General features: G+C 74.6%; 19 protein-coding genes and 1 pseudogene. 15 read left to right on the plus strand and 5 right to left on the minus strand.

Annotation, left to right across the window (positions count from 1 at the left end; all coding sequences use genetic code 11):
• A partial coding sequence (locus CBZ_RS05685; RefSeq protein ID WP_507762208.1) for a phosphoglucose isomerase-related protein occupies nt 1–1,023 on the minus strand: 1,023 nt, incomplete at its 3' end.
• A 156-nt stretch (nt 1,024–1,179) separates the two neighbouring features.
• On the opposite strand from CBZ_RS05685, the gene CBZ_RS05690 reads away from it, so the two are divergent.
• A complete protein-coding gene (locus CBZ_RS05690) occupies nt 1,180–1,500 on the plus strand; it encodes a hypothetical protein (protein ID WP_130780620.1) in 321 nt (106 codons plus the stop codon).
• A 3-nt stretch (nt 1,501–1,503) separates the two neighbouring features.
• Here the strand turns inward: CBZ_RS05690 and CBZ_RS05695 are convergent.
• Nucleotides 1,504–2,559, minus strand: a pseudogene (locus CBZ_RS05695) (LLM class flavin-dependent oxidoreductase).
• A 288-nt stretch (nt 2,560–2,847) separates the two neighbouring features.
• Between CBZ_RS05695 and CBZ_RS05700 the strand changes: the two are divergent.
• The 6 genes from CBZ_RS05700 (at nt 2,848) to nagB (ending at nt 9,187) form a co-directional block, all read left to right on the plus strand.
• Complete coding sequence (locus CBZ_RS05700) at nt 2,848–3,972, plus strand: ROK family transcriptional regulator (protein ID WP_130780653.1); 1,125 nt, start codon at nt 2,848–2,850, stop codon at nt 3,970–3,972.
• A 92-nt stretch (nt 3,973–4,064) separates the two neighbouring features.
• Nucleotides 4,065–5,384, plus strand: coding sequence for an extracellular solute-binding protein (locus CBZ_RS05705; RefSeq protein ID WP_165446673.1), 1,320 nt, complete (start codon nt 4,065–4,067; stop codon nt 5,382–5,384).
• A gap of 109 nt (nt 5,385–5,493) precedes the next feature.
• Nucleotides 5,494–6,435, plus strand: coding sequence for a carbohydrate ABC transporter permease (locus CBZ_RS05710; RefSeq protein ID WP_130780622.1), 942 nt, complete (start codon nt 5,494–5,496; stop codon nt 6,433–6,435).
• Nucleotides 6,432–7,370, plus strand: a complete 939-nt coding sequence (locus tag CBZ_RS05715) for a carbohydrate ABC transporter permease (RefSeq protein ID WP_130780623.1) — start codon at nt 6,432–6,434, stop codon at nt 7,368–7,370. The genes CBZ_RS05710 and CBZ_RS05715 overlap by 4 nt, the downstream gene beginning before the upstream one ends.
• Nucleotide 7,371: 1 nt before the next feature.
• Nucleotides 7,372–8,334, plus strand: coding sequence for an ROK family protein (locus CBZ_RS05720; protein ID WP_130780624.1), 963 nt, complete (start codon nt 7,372–7,374; stop codon nt 8,332–8,334).
• A 70-nt stretch (nt 8,335–8,404) separates the two neighbouring features.
• Nucleotides 8,405–9,187 carry a glucosamine-6-phosphate deaminase gene (gene nagB, locus CBZ_RS05725; protein WP_130780625.1) on the plus strand — a complete coding sequence of 261 codons (783 nt, stop codon included), beginning with the start codon at nt 8,405–8,407 and terminating at the stop codon, nt 9,185–9,187.
• A 34-nt stretch (nt 9,188–9,221) separates the two neighbouring features.
• Here nagB and CBZ_RS05730 read toward each other — a convergent pair whose 3' ends face one another.
• A complete protein-coding gene (locus CBZ_RS05730) occupies nt 9,222–9,989 on the minus strand; it encodes a hypothetical protein (protein WP_130780626.1) in 768 nt (255 codons plus the stop codon).
• Nucleotides 9,986–10,426 carry a PadR family transcriptional regulator gene (locus CBZ_RS05735; protein ID WP_130780627.1) on the minus strand — a complete coding sequence of 147 codons (441 nt, stop codon included), beginning with the start codon at nt 10,424–10,426 and terminating at the stop codon, nt 9,986–9,988. Before CBZ_RS05735 ends, CBZ_RS05730 begins: the two co-directional genes overlap by 4 nt.
• Before the next feature lie 97 nt (nt 10,427–10,523).
• Here CBZ_RS05735 and CBZ_RS05740 point away from each other — a divergent pair, with 97 nt between their 5' ends.
• The 3 genes from CBZ_RS05740 to CBZ_RS20765 all read left to right on the plus strand — a co-directional run bounded on the left by CBZ_RS05740 (nt 10,524) and on the right by CBZ_RS20765 (nt 13,147).
• Entirely contained in the window at nt 10,524–10,895 is a 372-nt protein-coding gene (locus tag CBZ_RS05740; RefSeq protein WP_130780628.1) for a DUF3039 domain-containing protein, read from the plus strand.
• Nucleotides 10,892–12,706, plus strand: coding sequence for a DEAD/DEAH box helicase (locus CBZ_RS05745; protein WP_130780629.1), 1,815 nt, complete (start codon nt 10,892–10,894; stop codon nt 12,704–12,706). Before CBZ_RS05740 ends, CBZ_RS05745 begins: the two co-directional genes overlap by 4 nt.
• 285 nt (nt 12,707–12,991) lie before the next feature.
• Nucleotides 12,992–13,147 (plus strand): hypothetical protein, encoded by a 156-nt coding sequence (locus CBZ_RS20765; protein ID WP_165446671.1) that lies wholly within the window; start codon nt 12,992–12,994, stop codon nt 13,145–13,147.
• A gap of 52 nt (nt 13,148–13,199) precedes the next feature.
• Here CBZ_RS20765 and CBZ_RS05755 read toward each other — a convergent pair whose 3' ends face one another.
• Nucleotides 13,200–14,579, minus strand: a complete 1,380-nt coding sequence (locus CBZ_RS05755) for a nicotinate phosphoribosyltransferase (RefSeq protein WP_130780631.1) — start codon at nt 14,577–14,579, stop codon at nt 13,200–13,202.
• A 100-nt stretch (nt 14,580–14,679) separates the two neighbouring features.
• Here CBZ_RS05755 and clpS point away from each other — a divergent pair, with 100 nt between their 5' ends.
• Genes clpS through CBZ_RS05780 form a run of 5 tightly spaced genes read left to right on the plus strand, consistent with a single transcriptional unit; the run spans nt 14,680 to nt 17,888 of the window.
• Nucleotides 14,680–14,973, plus strand: coding sequence for an ATP-dependent Clp protease adapter ClpS (gene clpS, locus CBZ_RS05760; RefSeq protein WP_130780632.1), 294 nt, complete (start codon nt 14,680–14,682; stop codon nt 14,971–14,973).
• Nucleotides 14,973–15,674 carry a DUF2017 domain-containing protein gene (locus CBZ_RS05765; protein WP_130780633.1) on the plus strand — a complete coding sequence of 234 codons (702 nt, stop codon included), beginning with the start codon at nt 14,973–14,975 and terminating at the stop codon, nt 15,672–15,674. Before clpS ends, CBZ_RS05765 begins: the two co-directional genes overlap by 1 nt.
• A gap of 10 nt (nt 15,675–15,684) precedes the next feature.
• A complete protein-coding gene (murI, locus tag CBZ_RS05770; protein WP_130780634.1) occupies nt 15,685–16,500 on the plus strand; it encodes a glutamate racemase in 816 nt (271 codons plus the stop codon).
• Nucleotides 16,497–17,285, plus strand: a complete 789-nt coding sequence (locus CBZ_RS05775) for an MBL fold metallo-hydrolase (RefSeq protein WP_130780635.1) — start codon at nt 16,497–16,499, stop codon at nt 17,283–17,285. Before murI ends, CBZ_RS05775 begins: the two co-directional genes overlap by 4 nt.
• Nucleotides 17,286–17,345: 60 nt before the next feature.
• Nucleotides 17,346–17,888 (plus strand): hypothetical protein, encoded by a 543-nt coding sequence (locus CBZ_RS05780; protein ID WP_130780636.1) that lies wholly within the window; start codon nt 17,346–17,348, stop codon nt 17,886–17,888.
• The last annotated feature ends 57 nt before the right edge of the window (nt 17,889–17,945 follow it).

Genomic DNA, 17,945 nt, shown 5'->3' on the forward strand with positions numbered 1-17,945 from the left:
GTGCGCGCCGAGGAAGTTGACGTACCAGACGTTGAGCAGGCCCATGAGGACGGGCACGTTGCGCTCGAACGGCGTGCCGGCGACGTGCTCGTCGACCGCACGGAACCCGGCGAGGAACTCGCGGAACGCGTCGGGGCCGATCGCGATCGCGAGCGACGTGCCGATGACGGAGTCGACCGAGTAGCGGCCGCCGACCCAGTCCCAGAACCCGAACGCGTTCGCGGGGTCGATGCCGAACGCCGCGACCTTGTCGAGCGCGGTCGACACCGCGACGAAGTGCTGCGCGACGGCCGCGTTGCGGGCCTCGTCCGTGTCGTCGGTGCCGAGCTGCGCCCACAGCCAGTCGCGCGCCAGCCGCGCGTTCGTCAGGGTCTCCAGCGTGCCGAACGTCTTGGACGCGACGATGAACAGCGTCGTCGTGGCGTCGAGCCCCTTGACCTTCTCCGCGAGGTCGGTCGGGTCGATGTTCGACACGAAGCGAACCTCGAGGCCGTCCTGCACGTACGGCTTGAGGGCCTCGTACGCCATGACCGGGCCGAGGTCGGACCCGCCGATGCCGATGTTGACGACGGTCTTCACGCGCTCGCCCGTGACGCCCGTCCACTCGCCCGAGCGCACGCGCTCCGCGAACGCCGACATCTTGGCGAGCTCGGCCTGCACGTCGGCGTCGACGTCCTGCCCGTCGACGACGAGGCGCGGCTCGACGCCCGCGGGACGGCGCAGCGCGGTGTGCAGGACGGCACGGTCCTCGGTCACGTTGATGTGGTCGCCGCGCAGCTGCGCCTGCAGCCGGTCGGCCAGCCCGACCTCGTCGGCGAGGCGCACGAGCAGCGCGAGGGTCTCGTCGGTGACGAGGTTCTTCGACAGGTCGACGTGCAGGTCCGCGAGCGGGAACGACAGGCGCTCGGCGCGCGACGGGTCGGCGGCGAACCAGCCACGCAGGTCGGCGTGCAGCGTCGACTCGTGCGTGCTGAGGTCCTGCCACGCGCTCGTGCTGGTGGCGTCGATGGGGTGCGAGGACACGGGTCTCCCTCTCGGAGCGGATGGTGGGTGCGCGACCGCGCTGGCCGTCCCAACCTAGTGCGCGCCGTCCCGGGGTGGCACAGGACGTCCGTCCGGGCGACGGGGCGCGGGGGGCGGTGCCCGGGCCGGCCAGGGTGTCGGACGTAGGGTGACCGCGTGCGCCGCGTCCCGACCGCCCTCATCGCCGCCCTCACGCTCGTCGTCGGCTTCGCGGTCGCGCAGGTGAGCGACGTGCGGGCGCTCGGCGGCGCCGTCCTGCTCGCCGGGGGCGCGTGGTGCGCGGTGCGCGCGTGGCGTCCCGCGGGCGCCCTGCGCACGGTCGTCGTGCTCGTCGTCGCGGCCCTGTGCTTCGTCGCGTCGCACCTGCTGGCCCCTCACCTCGGGGCGTGGCCGTCGGTGGCGGTGGTCGCGGCGGTGCTCGCGGCGGTCACGTGGGTCCTGGTCGACCGCCCGGCCGGGGCCGCCGCACGGCGGTAGCGCTCAGGCCCCGAGCGCCTCGCGGACCAGGGGCGCGACGCGGGTCCCGAGCAGCTCGATCGCGTGCATCGACTCGCGCTGGGGCACGCCCGACAGGTCCATCTGGAACGCCTGCCGGTCGTGGCCCAGGACGGCGTGGAGCGCGACGACGCGCTCGGCGACCTCCTCGGGGTGCCCGACGAAGAACGCGCCGCCGCGGGCGGACTGGGCCTCGAACGCGATGCGGTTCGGCTGGGCGAAGCCGCGCTCGGACGCGATGCGGCGCATCGACTCGTGCCAGTACGGGTAGAAGAGGTCGCGCGCGGCGCGGCCGTCGTCGGCGACGAACCCGATCCCGGCGACGGAGACGTGCGGCTCGGCGGGGCGGCCCGGTCGTGTGGAGGCGGCGTACGCCTCGCGGTAGAGGTCGACCAGGGGTGCGAAGGACGCGGGCTGGCCGCCGATGATCGCGTAGCTCACGGGCAGGCCGAGCGTGCCGGCGCGGGCGGACGAGCGCGGGTTGCCGCCCGTGGCGATCGCGATGCGCAGGTGCTCGCCGAGCCCTGGCTAGTCGAGCGGGCGGGGCAGGACGAGCGCGTCGTCGAGCGGGGCGCGGAACCGGCCGGACCAGGTGGTGCGCTCGGCGGCGTCGAGGCGCAGCAGCAGGTCGATCTTCTCGTCGAAGAGCGCGTCGTAGTCGTCGAGGGACGCGCCGAACAGGGGGTAGGACTCGATGAACGAGCCGCGGCCGGCGAGCAGCTCGACGCGCCCGCCCGACAGCAGGTCCATGGTCGAGAACTGCTGGTGCACGCGGACGGGGTCCTCGGTGGACAGGACGGTGACGGCGCTGCCGACGGTGATCCGCTCGGTCTGGGCGAGGGCGGCGGCGATGACGGTCGACGGCGAGGAGATCGCGTAGTCGGGCCGGTGGTGCTCGCCGATGCCGACGTAGTCGAGACCGACCTGCTCGGCGAGGCGGATCCGTTCGAGGATCTCGCGCAGGCGCTGCGCGGGGGAGACGGTCGCTCCGGTGCGCGGGTCGGGGTGAATGTCGCCGAACGTGTACAGGCCGAGCTCCATGCGTCGTGCAACGTGGCAGGGGGAGCGGGTGTTCCGCGCGCGCGTCGCCGCGGGCTGCGCGTCGTCGCACGTCAGGGGTGCTGGATGCGCTCCCACCTGCGCAGATGTCGGTCGTGTGTCGCGGTCGGAGTGCTCGCGTCGGGCGTGTGAACGGACGGTCACGATGTGGTCACGGTCACATCTGGACCCTTGACCAGGATTAGTAAGGACGCTCTACTAACAAACGTGACCTCGACCACCTCCACCGGCCCGGCCGCCGCCACCGGGACCGCCCGGCGCGTGGGACGCATGCTGCGACCCACCGCCAAGGCGCTGCCCGAGCACGGCCGCGCGCACAACCGGTCGATGGTCCTCGCGCACCTGTTCCACGTCGGCCCCTCCTCGCGCGCCGACCTCGCGCGCAGCACCGGCCTCACCCGCGTCACCGTCTCCGGCCTCGTCTCCGAGCTCATCGGGGAGGGGCTCGTCGAGGAGCTCGGCATCCGTGCCGAGGGCAAGGTCGGCAAGCCCGCGACGCTCGTCGGCATGCGGACCGAGGCCTACCAGGTCGTCGCCGTCGACCTCACCGACGACCTGCGCCTGCACGGTGCCGTCATGTCGCTCGACGGCGCCGTCGTCGCCCGCCGGTCCGTCCCGCTCGACGGCCAGACGGGGGAGCCCGCCGTCGAGCTGCTCGACGCGCTGTGCCGCGACCTGCTCGACGCCGCGCAGCGGCCCGTCATCGGCGTCGGCATCGCGTCGCCCGGCGTCATCGACCCCGCGGGCGTCGTCGTCCAGGCCCCCAACCGCGGCTGGTACGGCCTCCCGCTCGCCGAGCGGCTCACCGCCTCGCTCGGCGTCCCCGTGCACGTCGCCAACGACGCCAACACCCGCGCGCTCGCCGAGTTCACCTACGGCGACGCGAGCGGCAAGGGCACCATCGTCGTCACCGTCGGCCAGGGCGTCGGCGCCGGGATCGTCGTCGACGGCGCCCTCGTGCTCGGCCGCCACCACGCCGCCGGCGAGATCGGCCACGTGACCGTCGTCGACGGCACCGTCCCCGGCCAGGTGCCCGCGCCCTGCGCGTGCGGCCGCGCCGGCTGCCTCGAGACGGTGCTCTCCGTCCCCGCCCTGCGGCTCGCCGTCGCCGGGGACCCCCAGGAGTCCGACGCGCACCTCGCGTCGGTCGGACGGCTGCTGGGCATCGCCCTCGCACCCGTCGTCAGCGCGCTCGACCTCGCAGACGTCCTGCTCTCCGGCCCCCCGGAGCTGCTGGACGGCCCCCTGCGCGAGTCGGCGCTCGCCACCCTCCGCGCCCGGACCATGCCCGTCATCGGCGACGGCCTGGCCCTGCGGATGGGCTCCCTCGACGAGGACGGGACCCTCGCAGGCGCGACGGTCCTCGTCCTGTCAGGTCAGCTCGGGGTCACGTGACGACCCCGAGCCGACCCCTTGCAGTCGGAACCACCACCCCGGCGACGCCGTACGGCGCTCGCCTCGCTCACGGGAGGAACCCCAACGTGAAGATGCTACGTTTCGCGGCCGTCGGCGTGGCAGCCGCGCTCACGCTCACGGCGTGCAGCTCGGGCGACGACCCCAGCTCGGACCCGTCCGAGGCCGGCACCCCCGAGCCGGCCACGATCAAGCTCTGGCTCAACGGCACCGACACCGGTGACGCGCTGCGCGAGTACCTCGTGACGACGTTCGAGGCCGAGAACCCCGGCTCGAAGCTCGTCATCGAGGAGCAGGACTGGAGCGGGCTCGTCCCGCGCCTGCAGACCGCGCTCGCCTCCGAGGACCAGACGCCCGACGTCGTGGAGATCGGCAACACCCAGTCCGCGACGTTCACCTACGCGGGCGCGTTCTCCGACATCAGCGACCTGTACGAGGAGGTCGGCGGGGCCAAGCTCCTGCAGGGCTTCGTCGACGCGGGCATCGCCGACGGCAAGAACTACGCGCTGCCCTACTACTCGGGCGCCCGCGCGGTCTTCTACAACAAGGACATGTTCGCCGCCGCCGGCGTCGAGGTGCCGACGACCATCGCCGAGTTCGGCGAGGCCGCCAAGAAGCTCCAGTCCGACTCGGTCTCCGGCTTCTGGTTCCCCGGCCAGGACTGGTACAACGGCGCCACCTGGCTCTACACCGCGGGCGGCGACTTCGCGGTGCAGGAGGGCGACGAGTGGAAGGGCGCCCTGTCCGAGCCGAAGTCGATCGAGGGCCTCGAGCAGGTCGCCGACCTGTTCGCGAACGCCACGAACGCGCCGGCCGACTCCGACTCGAACGAGCCGTGGGTCCCGTTCAACGCCGGCCAGGCCGCGATGTTCTCCGCCCCGACGTGGGCGCGGTGGAGCATCGACCTGCCGCAGTGCAACAAGGGCGTCGACCCGGACGACACGTCCGACGAGGCCAAGGCCCTGCGCGGCGAGCAGCAGGCCTGCAACGAGGAGCACACCGGCGTCTTCGCGATGCCGGGCAACGCCGCGGGTGACTACGCCACCGCCTTCGCGGGCGGCTCGAACATCGCCGTCGCCGCGAAGTCGAAGAACCAGGACCTCGCCAAGAGCCTGGTCCGGATCATCTACTCGCCCGAGTTCCAGCAGATGCTCGGCGAGAACGGCCTGATCCCGGGCAACACGGAGTACGCGTCGTCGATGGGTGACGACGTCTACGCCCAGGCCGCGATCTCGGCCGCGCTCAACGCGAAGCTCACGCCGGCCGCCGAGAAGTGGGCGGACGTCGAGGGCGACCGCATCCTGGAGGACTTCTTCCAGCAGATCGCCACGGGCGCCGACGTCGCGGAGGCTGCCGCGGCTGCGGACCAGCTCCTGGCGGACACGCTCAACTGATCACCGACCGGCCGGGCGCTCGCACGCGCAGCACCCGGCCGGTTCTGGTCCGGCGCGGCCGGGTGCTGCGACCCGCAGCCCCGGCCGTTCCACCGAAGGAGCTCCACGCATGGCAGCCACCGCCCCCGCGGTCGACGTCACCGGCGCCGCGCCGGTCACGCCCCGCCGCCGGCGCCCCCCGTTCGGCGCCTACGGCCTGCTCGTCCCCGCCGCCGTCGTCATCGGCGTCGCGCTCGGCTACCCCCTGGTCCGGCAGTTCGTCATCTCCTTCCAGGAGTACGGGCTGCGCCAGCAGTTCGGCCAGCCGGCCGAGTGGGTCGGCCTCGCGAACTACACCGACCTGCTGACCGACCCGTACGTCTGGACGGTCATCGGCCGCTCCATCCTGTTCTGCCTGCTCAACGCGGCCGTGACCATGGTGGTCGGCGTCGCGCTCGCGGTCCTCATGTCGCGCGTCGGCAAGGTCGCCCGCACGACGCTGCAGGTCTCGCTGCTGCTCGCCTGGGGCACCCCCGTGCTCGCGTCGATGACGGTGTGGCAGTGGCTGTTCGACACCCAGTACGGCGTCATCAACTGGGTCCTGTCGGAGGTCCTCGGGATCGACTCGATGGCGGGCCACTCGTGGATCATCGAGCCGCTGTCGTTCTACTTCGTCGCGACCGTCATCGTCGTGTGGATGTCGGTGCCGTTCGTCGTGTTCTCGGTCTACGCCGGCCTGCTGCAGGTGCCCGAGGAGACGATGGAGGCCGCCCAGCTCGACGGTGCGTCCGGCTGGCAGCGGTTCTGGGGCATCACGATCCCGATGATGCGGCCCGTCCTGTCGATCGTCATGCTGCTGCAGGTCATCTGGGACCTCAAGGTGTTCACGCAGATCTACGTCCTGCAGCGCGCCGGTGCGCCCACGCGGGACACGAACCTGCTCGGCACCCTCATCTACTCGTACGCGGGCGAGTTCTCGAAGGCCGGTGCGCTGGCCACGATCATGCTCGTCATCACGCTCGCCCTGACCGGGTTCTACATCCGGCAGATGCTCAAGGAGGACGAGCTGTGAGCGCGCTCGCCACACCCCCCGCCCCCGCGCCGCACGGCGTCCCCGAGGTCGCGTCCGCCCCGGCCCGCCCGGCCCGCCGTCGCGCGTCCGCCGAGTCGGGACGCACGGCGTCGCCGCTCGCGCGCCGCCTGCTCGGGCTCGTCGCCGTGCTCGTCGCGCTCGCGTGGGTCTTCCCGATCTACTGGATGATCAACAGCGCGTTCCTGCCGCTGAACAAGCTGCAGGCGCCCGACCCGACGTTCCTGCCGTTCGGCGGCACGCTGTCGAACTTCCGGGGCGTCGTGCAGGACCCGACGTTCTGGGCCGCGATGCGCGTGTCCCTGGCGGTCGTCGTCATCGTGCTGCTCGCCGCGCTGATGTTCGCGTTCCTCGCGGCGCTCGCCGTCAGCCGGTTCCGGTTCCGGGGGCGCAAGTCGTTCATCCTCACGATCCTGGTCGTGCAGATGATCCCCGCCGAGGGCCTGTTCATCTCGCAGTACCAGATGCTCGACGGCTGGGACCTCGTCAACAAGGTGTCGGGGCTCGCGCTCGTCTACACCGCGGCGATCCTGCCGTTCACGATCTGGATGCTGCGCGGCTTCGTCGCGGGTGTGCCGATCGAGCTCGAGGAGGCCGCGATGGTCGACGGCCTCTCGCGGGTCGGCGCCTTCTTCCGCATCACCTTCCCCCTGCTGGCCCCCGGCCTGGTCGCCTCCGGCGTCTACGGGTTCCTGCAGGCGTGGAACGAGTACACGCTCGCGCTCGTCGTCATGACGGACCCCGCCCAGCGCACCCTGCCGCTGTGGCTGCAGGGCCTCGTGGAGGCCAACCGGGCGACCGACTGGGGTGTCGTCATGGCCGGCGCGTCGGTCATCGCGATCCCCGTGATCGTGTTCTTCCTGTTCGTGCAGGGGAAGATGACGTCCGGCCTGGTGGCGGGCGCGGTGAAGGGCTGACGTGGACACGCGTGGGAACGGGACGGGCGGCTGGTCCGTCGGTCTCGACATCGGGGGCAGCAAGGTGCTCGGCGTCGCGCTCGACCCTTCGGGCGCGGTGCGCCACGAGGTGCGGGCGTCGACCGTCCGAGGTCTGGACGGCGTCGTCTCGGGTGCCGTCGCGGCGGTCGAGCGGCTCGCGGACCTGGCCGGGGTCGCCGTGGGCGACCTGTCGGGCGTCGGTCTGGGGCTGCCGGGCGTCGTGGACGTCGCGGCGGGCACGGTCGAGCACGCCGTGAACCTCGGCATCGAGGCACGGGTCGGGCTCGCGGCGCTCGTCGCGGAGCGCGTCGGCGCGGTGCCGGTGCGGCTGGAGAACGACCTCAACGCGGCGGTCGTCGGTGCGGCGCAGTTCGTCGCCCCGCACGACGCCGACGGCGGGCGCGACCTCGCGTTCCTCGCGCTCGGCACGGGCCTGGCCGCGGGCCTGCTGCTCGACGGCCGGCTGCGGCGCGGGTCCCAGGGGGCGGCCGGCGAGATCGGTCACCTGACGTTCGTGCCCGACGGCCTGCCGTGCAAGTGCGGGCAGGCGGGCTGCCTCGAGCAGTACGCGTCCGGCTCGGCGCTCGACGCCGCGTGGCCCAGCCGCACGGGTGCGCCCGCGCCGGCCGAGGTCTTCGCGGCGGCGGCGGCCGGCGACCCGCGGGCCGTCGACCTGCGCGACCAGTTCGCGACGGCGGTCGCGGCGGCCGTGCGCGTCCTCGTGCTCACGTGCGACGTCCGGCACGTGGTGGTCGGTGGCGGCGTGAGCGCGGTGGGGGAGCCGCTGCTCGACGCGGTGCGCGGCGTCCTGGACCGTGCGGCGCGCACGTCGGCGTTCCTCGAGTCGATGCGCCTCGCCGAGCGCGTGACCCTGGCACCCTCGGGGGTGCCGGTCGGTGCCGTCGGTGCCGCGCTCGTGGGCCGCGGGGACGTCACGGCATGACCGTCGCCGCCCGTCACCGGGGCCGTCGCGGCCCCGGCCACCCGCTCGACCGCTCGGAAGGGACCCGCTGATGGAGGTCGTCATCGCGCCGCCGGCGCAGCTCGCCCGGCTCGCCGCGGACGCCGTCGAGGAGCTCCTGCGGTCCCGGCCGACGGCCGTCCTCGGGCTCGCGACCGGGTCCAGCCCGCTCGCCGTCTACGACGAGCTCGCGCGGCGGCACGCGCAGGACGGCCTCTCGTTCGCGCGGGCCCGCGCGTTCATGCTCGACGAGTACGTGGGGCTCGCGGCGGACCACCCGGAGCGGTACCGCAACGTCATCGAGAAGGAGATCGCCTCGCGCGTCGACTTCGCTCCTGGCGCCGTGCAGGGGCCTGACGGCCTCGCCGACGACGTCCGCGCGGCGTGCGCGGCGTACGAGCGGGCCATCGTGGACGCCGGCGGTGTCGACCTGCAGATCCTCGGGATCGGCACCGACGGCCACGTCGCGTTCAACGAGCCAGGCTCGTCGCTCGCGTCGCGCACCCGCATCAAGACGCTCACGCGGCAGACCCGGGAGGACAACGCGCGGTTCTTCGGCGGCGACGTCGCGCAGGTGCCGACGCACTGCCTGACGCAGGGCCTCGCGACGATCATGTCCGCGCGCCACCTGGTGCTGCTGGCGACGGGGCGCGGCAAGGCCGAGGCGGTCCACCAGCTCGCCGAGGGACCGGTGTCGGCGATGTGGCCCGCCACCGTCCTGCAGCACCACCCGCACGTGACGGTCCTCGTCGACGACGCCGCCGCGTCCCGCCTGCAGCTCGCCGACTACTACCGGGAGACGTTCGCCGCGAAGCCCGGCTGGCAGGGCCTCTGAGCCCCCGGCTCCCGACCGGCCCCGGCCGGGTGGGTCAGCCGGGGAGCGCGGCGTCGAGCGCCGTGAGCCCCGCGTACCCCACGACCGCCATGGCCGGCAGCAGCCAGGCCGCCAGCACGCCCGCGCGGACGTTGCGACGTCGGACGTCGGCGGGGTCGTCCCACGGCCGGCTCACGACGTCGGCGTCCGGGCTCCGGACGGCGGACCGTGTGGCGACGAGCGCCCCCGCGACGAGCAGCGTCCCGCCGCCGACGAGGGCGACCGTGCGGGGCAGGGTCACGAGGACACCCGGGAGCAGCAGGACCGCGGCGAGGGCGGCGACCGACGTGGCCGTGAGCAGCGCCCAGGCGACGACCAGGCCGCGCCGCGACCGGCCGGTGAGCGCGGCGTCGAGGACGACGTGCACGACGAGCGTGGCCGCGACGGGGTAGAGCGCGGCGGCGAGGAGCCACCCGACGGTGACCGGCACCGTCGTGCGGCCCGCGCAGGCCACGACGAGCAGCAGGCCGAGCAGCGACGGCAGGTGGGCGACCGCCTGGCGCACCGACGGGGAGCGGCGGGGAGACCGGTCCGACGGGTCGAGCTCGTCGACCGTCCGGGCCGCGGCGTACGCGGCGGGGTCGCCGAACGCCTCGGCGGCGTCCTCGCCGCTCGCGCGGCAGTGCTCGTCGACCTCGGCCAGGACCTCCCCGATCCGTGCGCCGTCGACGTCGCGGGCACGCAGCGCGAGCACGAGCTCCTCGCGCCAGGCGGCGTCGGACCCGGGGTGGGCGTCTCGCGTGTGCGGGCGGTCGGTCGTCATCTCGGCTCCTGGGGGTTCGGTGGGCGCCCGGCCGGCGCCCCGGTGGCGGGCTCCGCGGCGGCGTCGACGGCCGCGTCGACGGCCGCGTCGACCGCTGGGGGCGCCGTGGCGGCGGACGTGATCGTGGTGGTCAGGGCGGCGAAGGTCCGCCACGCGTCGGCGCGGGCGGCAAGGGCGGCACGCCCGGCGGCGGTGAGCGCGAAGTACTTGCGTCCGGGGCCGCCGTCGCCGGCCTCCCAGTGCGTCGTCACGTGCCCGGCCTCCTCGAGGCGGGCGAGCAGGGGGTAGAGCGTGCCCCCCTTGATCGTGCCCAGGCCGAGCTCGTCGAGCCGGGCGGCGACGGCGTAGCCGTACGTGCGGCCCTCGGCGAGGACGGCGAGGACGCACAGGTCGAGCACGCCGCGCATCCACTCGCCGGGCCAGGGGTTCGTCGTCACGGACTAGACAGTACGACTATCTAGTCAGGCTGTCTATCTAGTCCGCGGGCCGGTGTCGCTCTCGGTCGCGTGGGCGCCTCGACGTAGACTCCTGCGCATGAGTGAGCCCCTCCCGCCGACCGGCCCCGCCGACCCGTCCGACCCGGGCCAGGGCACGTCGACGAGCGTGCTCGAGCGTCAGGAGACGCACGAGCAGGTGGAGCCGGGCGACCACGAGCGCTTCGCGCACTACGTGCGCAAGGAGAAGATCATGGAGTCCGCGATGAGCGGCAAGCCCGTGATCGCGCTCTGCGGGAAGGTCTGGGTGCCGGGCCGCGACCCGAACAAGTTCCCCGTCTGCCCCGTGTGCAAGGAGATCTACGAGGGGCTGCGGGACCCGCAGGACGGCGAGGGTGCGTCCGGCGAGGGCGGCGGCTCCGAGGGCTCGGGCGGGGGTCGTCGCTGGGGCTTCGGCCGCGGCGGCAAGTGAGCGGGGCCGCGCGCCCGTCCTCCACCTCGACCCACGCGTCCACGTCGGCGGCCTCCCACCTGCCGCCGGCGTTCCCCGGGCGTGCGCCGTGGGGGACCGCGGGCAAGCTGCGGGCGTGGCAGGCCGAGGCGCTGGAGGCGTACCGGGCGCAGTCGCCGCGTGACTTCCTGGCCGTCGCGACGCCCGGGGCGGGCAAGACGACGTTCGCCCTGCGGATCGCGACCGAGCTGCTCGAGGCGCGGGTCGTCCGGCGCGTCACGGTCGTGGCGCCGACGGAGCACCTGAAGAAGCAGTGGGCCGACGCCGCCGCTCGCGTCGGGATCCGCCTGGACCCGAACTTCTCGAACGCCCAGGGCCGGCACGGCCACGGCTTCGACGGCGTCGCGGTGACGTACGCGCAGGTCGCGTCCAAGCCCGCGCTGCACGCGGCGCGCACGACCGCCGAGCGCACGCTCGTGATCCTCGACGAGGTGCACCACGGCGGCGACGCGCTGTCGTGGGGCGACGCGGTCCGGGAGGCGTTCGAGGACGCGACCCGACGGCTGAGCCTCACCGGGACGCCGTTCCGCTCCGACACCGCGGCGATCCCGTTCGTGCGGTACGCGCGTGACGGCGAGGGCATCCGGCGCAGCCTGGCGGACTACACGTACGGCTACGGGGACGCGCTGCGCGACCACGTCGTGCGGCCCGTGATCTTCCTGTCGTACAGCGGCTCGATGCGCTGGCGCACGCGGGCGGGCGACGAGGTCAGCGCCCGGCTCGGCGAGCCGCTGACCAAGGACATGACGGCGCAGGCGTGGCGGACGGCCCTCGACCCGAACGGCGAGTGGATCCCGAGCGTCCTGGCGGCCGCCGACCGGCGGCTCACCGAGGTGCGGCGCACGGTGCCGGACGCGGGCGCGATGATCATCGCGACCGACCAGACCGACGCGCGCGCGTACGCGGGCCACCTGGCCCGGCTGACGGGGGAGTCGCCGACGGTCGTGCTGTCCGACGACGACGGCGCGAGCGACAAGATCGACGAGTTCTCCGCGAGCGAGTCGCGCTGGCTCGTGGCGGTCCGGATGGTCTCCGAGGGCGTCGACGTCCCCCGCCTCGCGGTCGGCGTGTACGCGACGAGCACCGCGACCGCGCTGTTCTTCGCGCAGGCCGTCGGCCGGTTCGTCCGGGCCCGCCGGCGGGGTGAGACGGCGTCGGTCTTCCTGCCGTCGGTGCCGCAGCTGCTCGGGCTCGCGAACAGCATGGAGCTCGAGCGGGACCACGCCCTGGACCGCCCGAAGACGGCGGAGGAGCAGGGCGCCGACTTCAACCCGGAGGACGCGCTGCTCGCGGCGGCGAACTCCGAGCGCAACGGTCCCGACGCGCTCGGGCCGGACGGCAAGCAGGGCACGTTCGAGGCGCTCGAGGCGCAGGCGTCGTTCGACCGCGTGCTGTTCGACGGCGGCGAGTTCGGCACGGAGGCCGAGGTCGGCTCGGAGGAGGAGCTCGACTTCCTCGGCCTGCCGGGGCTGCTCGACGCCGACCAGGTCTCGGCGCTGCTGCGCCAGCGGCAGGCGGACCAGCTCAAGGGCCGCCGACGGACGACGGTCGCGGAGCCGGCGCCGGAGGTGGACCACCGCAAGCAGGCGGAGCTGCGCAAGGAGCTCGCGCAGCTCGTCGGCGCGTGGTCGCGGCGCAGCGGGCAGCCGCACGGTGCGGTGCACGCGGAGCTGCGGCGGCGGTGCGGGGGTCCCGAGGTCGCGCTGGCGGACCCGGGCCAGCTGACGGCGCGGGTCGAGATGATCCGCGGGTGGTTCGTCGGCAAGCGCTGACGCCCTCGCTCGGTGCCCCTGGATGAGCATCGCGCGATTACTCCTCCGAATGAGACGGAACAACCCCCGTCTCACATTTCGGACAACGGGTGCTGGGCGCGTCTCCGCAGGTCACAGCCCTGGACGCGTGACCACATAGCACCGGCGCGTCCCCGTGCAAGTCGGCCTCTCGACGTGCCGACCCCGCGCGGCGCTGGCAGCGTCTTCCCCGTGCTTCACGGCGCCGGGTCCCCCCGGAGCCTGTCGGTCGCCACGCAAGAGTTGCCTTCAGAAAGGGGTCAACCCATGCCCAGCTGGCTCATCCTCATCCTCGTCGGTGTCGTCCTCGTCGTCCTCGGCGTCGCGACGAACATCGGCCAGTTCCTCATCTGGATCGGTGTCGTCGTCCTCGTCGTCAGCCTGGTCCTCGGGCTGGTCGGCCGCGGTCGATCCCGGGTCTGACCCGGCCTCGGTCCCGACCCAGGCCTGACGCGCGGCGGCCCGGACGGTCCCCTCAGTCCCGTCCGGGCAGCCGCAGCGTCACCGTCGGCACCGCGGCCTCGTCGGCCGACAGCCTCCGCGCCCCGCGCGGGAGCTCGTCCCGCGAGGCGCGGTGCCGATCCCGTGCCCGCACCACCCCGGCCGGACCCGTCCACGACGCGTCCACCTCGCCGTCCGTCACCAGCGGCACCAGCAGCGGCCGCAGCGCCTCGTCGTCCGGGGCCCACGTCACCACCGACGCGTCGGGGCCGACGACCAGGACCTCCTCGACGGCACGGCCGTCCGGCCCCCGCCGCCGCGCCGCCTCCTTGCGGCCCCCGACGCTGATCTTCGCCGTCGAGCGCTTCTCGACCGGCGCCAGCGCGCCGTCCCGCCCCTCGCGCGCGACGAGCTTGTAGACCATCCCGCACGTCGGGGCGCCCGAGCCCGTGACCACCGACGTCCCGACGCCGTAGCTGTCGACCGGCGCCGCCGCGAGCGACGCGATCGCGTACTCGTCGAGGTCGGACGTCACGACGATCCGCGTCCCCGTCGCCCCCAGACCGTCGAGCTGCCGGCGCACCTCGTGCGCCAGCACGCCCAGGTCACCCGAGTCGAGGCGCACCGCGCCCAGCCCCGTGCCCGCCGCGGCGACGGCCCGCTCGACGCCCCGCCGCACGTCGTACGTGTCGACGAGGAGCGTCGTGCCCGGCCCCAGCGCCGCGACCTGCGACGCGAACGCCGCCTCCTCGTCGTCGTGCAGCAGCGTGAACGCGTGCGCCGCGGTGCCGATCGTCTTCAGCCCGTAGCGCCGGCCCGCCTCCAGGTTCGACGTCGCCGCGAACCCGGCGACGACCGCCGCCCGGGCCGCCGCGACCGCCGCCTCCTCGTGCGCCCGACGCGCGCCCATCTCCAGGCACGGGCGGTCGACGGCCGCGCTCGTCATGCGCGACGCCGCCGACGCGACCGCCGAGTCGTGGTTGAGCACCGACAGCACGAGGGTCTCCAGCAGCACCGCCTCGGCGAACGTGCCCTCGACGACCAGCAGCGGGGACTGCGGGAAGAACACCTCGCCCTCCGCGTACCCGCGGACGGACCCGCCGAACCGGTAGCCCGCGAGGAACTCGAGCGTCGCGTCGTCCACGACCCGCGCGTCGGCGAGCCAGTCGAGCTCGGTCGCCGTGAACCGGAAGTCCGGCAGGGCCTCCAGCAGCCGGCCGGTGCCGGCCACGACCCCGTAGCGGCGGCCCGGGGGCAGGCGGCGCGTGAACACCTCGAACACGCAGCGGCGGTGCGCCGTGCCGTCGGCCAGCGCGGCCTGCAGCATCGTCAGCTCGTAGCGGTCGGTGAGCAGGGCCGTCGCGGTCGGCGACGGGAGACCGGCGGGGGCGGGCGCGGCCTGCGGGGGTGTCATGGCGCCAACGTATTGCGTGGCCGGGGCCGCGGGCGCGCGGTCCGTCCCGATGGCCGTCCCACCGCCGTGCGGCGCGTCCGGCGCCACCTACAGTGGTGGCGTGCCCGTGCAGACAGCGCCCGACGAGCGCGTCGAGTCCGCCGAGCAGGCGGCCGTCGCGGACCCGTGGGTCACGATCGTGTGGAACGACCCCGTCAACCTCATGAGCTACGTGACGTACGTGTTCGAGACCTACTTCGGCCACCCGCACGAGAAGGCCGAGCAGCTCATGCGGCAGGTGCACGTGGAGGGCCGCGCCGTCGTCTCGACCGGGTCGCTCGAGGGCATGGAGGTGGACGTGCAGGCGATGCACGGGTTCGGCCTGTGGGCGACGCTGCAGCGCAGCGGGGTCTGATGCGCGCGTTCACCGAGAAGCACGGCCTGTTCGTCGCGCGCCTGGACGCCACCGAGCGGGAGGTCGTCGCGGCGCTCGTCGCGGACGTCGCCGAGCTGCTGGGCGCGGACCGCTTCGACGACGCCCCTCGGCCGGGCGGCCAGGGCGAGCCCGCCGGGGCGTCGACCGCGCCGACCGCCCCGGTGCCCACCGGCCCGGCCGCACCCGTGCTCCGCACCGAGGACGTCCCGCCCCCCGAGGACCCCGCGGTGCGGCGCCTGCTGCCCGACGCGTCGCGCGACGACCCCGCGGTCGCGGCCGAGTTCCGCCGCCTCACCGAGGACGACCTGCGCGCGGGGAAGGTCGCCCGGCTGCGCGTGCTGTGGGGGCTGCTCACCGCGCCCGGCGGCGGCCGCCGCCACGACGGGCTGTCGGTCAGCCCTGCCCAGGCGCCCGACGTCGCCGCCGCGCTCACCGACCTGCGCCTGGTCCTGGCGGAGCGGCTCGACGTGCGCACCGACGAGGACGCCGAGCGGCTCTACGACGTCCTGGGCGACGACGATGCGCCCGGTCGCGGGCCCGGCACCGACGTGCGCCGCTACCTCGTCGCGCTCTACGGCGCGCTGAGCTGGCTGCAGGAGTCGCTCGTGGGCCTCATGCTCGACCACGCGCGCCACGCACGCGGCAGCGGGTCGTCGGGGCGGCCGACCAGCGGGGGTTAGGCTCCTTGGCGTGAACGACGCCCCCCTCGGCATCTTCGACTCCGGCGTCGGCGGCCTCACGGTGGCGCGATCCGTCCTCGACCAGCTGCCGCACGAGTCCACCCTCTACATCGGGGACACGCTCAACACGCCCTACGGCCCGAAGCCGCTGGCCGCCGTGCGGGCGCACGCGCTCGAGGTCATGGACGACCTCGTCGACGCGGGCGTGAAGCTGCTGGTCATCGCGTGCAACACGGCGTCGTCGGCGATGCTGCGGGACGCCCGCGAGCGGTACACCCTGCGGCGCGGCATCCCCGTGGTCGAGGTCATCCTCCCGGCCGCGCGCCGTGCGGTCGCCGCGACCCGCACGGGCCGGATCGGGGTCATCGCGACCCGCGCGACCGTGGACTCCCGCTCGTACGACGACGCGTTCGCCGTCGCACCCGGCATCACCCTGACGACGCAGGCGTGCCCCCGGTTCGTCGAGCTCGTCGAGGCGGGCATCACGTCCGGTCCCGAGGTGCTGGCCGTCGCGCACGAGTACCTCGACCCCGTCCGCGAGGCCGGCGTCGACACCCTCGTCCTCGGGTGCACCCACTACCCGCTGCTCACGGGCGCGATCTCCTACGTCATGGGCGAGGAGGTCACGCTCGTCTCGAGCGCCGAGGAGACCGCGAAGGACGTCTACCGGACGCTCGTCGCGCACGGCCTCGAGCGCGACCCCGCGGCCGGCCCGCCGACGCACCGCTTCCTCGCGACGGGCGACCCCGCCGCGTTCCAGTCCCTCGCCCGGCGGTTCCTCGGGCCGGAGGTCGAGGCCGTCGAGTCGAGGATGGCGCTGCGATGAGGCTCGTCGTCGTCGGCTGCTCGGGGTCGTACCCCGGGCCCGACGCGGCTGCGTCCGCGTACCTGGTGCAGGCCGACGACGCCGACGGGCGCACCTGGACCGTCCTGCTGGACCTCGGCAACGGCGCCCTCGGGCCGCTGCAGCGCTACGGCGACCCGACGCGGCTGGACGCGATCGCGCTGTCGCACCTGCACGCCGACCACGTCGCCGACCTCGTCGTCCTCAACGTGCTGCGCCGCTACCAGCCCGGCGGCGCGCTGCCGTCCGTCGACGTGCACGGGCCCGAGGGCACCGCGCAGCGGCTCGCCGAGATCGCCGGGAAGGACCCGGCGACCGACGTCAGCGGGCAGTTCGCGGTGCACACGTGGGACCCCGCCACGCCGGTCGTCGTCGGGCCCCTCACGCTGCGCCCCGTGCCCGTCGAGCACCCCGTGCCCGCGTTCGGCGTCCACGTCACGGGCCCGTCGGACCACGACCCCGCGCGCGCGGTCACGCTCGCCTACACGGGCGACACCGACGAGTGCGCCGGGCTCGACACGCTCGCCGCCGACGTCGACCTGCTGCTCGCCGAGGCGGCGTTCGTCGAGGGCCGCGACGACGCGGTGCGCGGCGTGCACCTCACGGGCCGGCGCGCCGCGTCGGCCGCCGCCCGCGGCCGCTCCCGGCAGCTCGTCCTCACGCACATCCCGCCGTGGAACGACCCGCAGGCCACGCTCGTCGAGGCGCGCGCCGTCTACGACGGTCCCGTCGCGCTCGCCCGGCCGGGCGACGTGCACGTGCTCTGACGCGACGCCCGCCCGGACCTCACCGGCGCGGCGGCGCCGCGCCTGGCACGCTGTGCGGTCATGCGCACCCGTACCGTCCGGACCCCCGTCGGCCCGTCCTTCGACGTCGCCGTGCAGTGGGCGCCCCGCTGGGCGCGCGTGTTCCGGCGGGCCCGGCGCTGGCACCGCCGCCACCGCGACGGGGCGGACGTCGGCCTCGAGGGCGTCGGCGAGCTCGCGGGCGGTCTCGACGACCTCGGCGGGGTCGTCGTGTGGATCCTCGGGGCGCTCGCCTTCGTGCTCGGCGTCCTGCTGGTCTGGGTCTTCCTCGTGCCGCTGCTGCTCGTCGTGCTCGACCTGCTCGTGGTGGTCGTCGTCCTGGTCCTCGCGTTCGTCGGGCGCCTGCTGCTGCGCCGCCCGTGGACCGTCGCGGTAACGCCCGCCGGCGACGACGTCGCGCCCGCCGTCGCGCTCGCCGACGTCATGGGCTGGAACCGCGCGCTGCGGGTCCGCGACGCGATCGGCGCTCGCCTGACGGCCGGGGCCTCGCCCGAGCAGGCGGTGCTCGACGTCGCGCTGGGCGACAAGGCGGTGACGGCGCGCGTCGGCGTCCCGGTCGGCTGACGCGGCGGGACGCGTCAGTGCGCGAGGGCCGGACCCCGGCCGGGGGCGTCGGGCCGC

Origin of the sequence: Cellulomonas biazotea (assembly GCF_004306155.1) — a bacterium.
In the GTDB taxonomy this organism is placed as follows: domain Bacteria; phylum Actinomycetota; class Actinomycetes; order Actinomycetales; family Cellulomonadaceae; genus Cellulomonas; species Cellulomonas biazotea.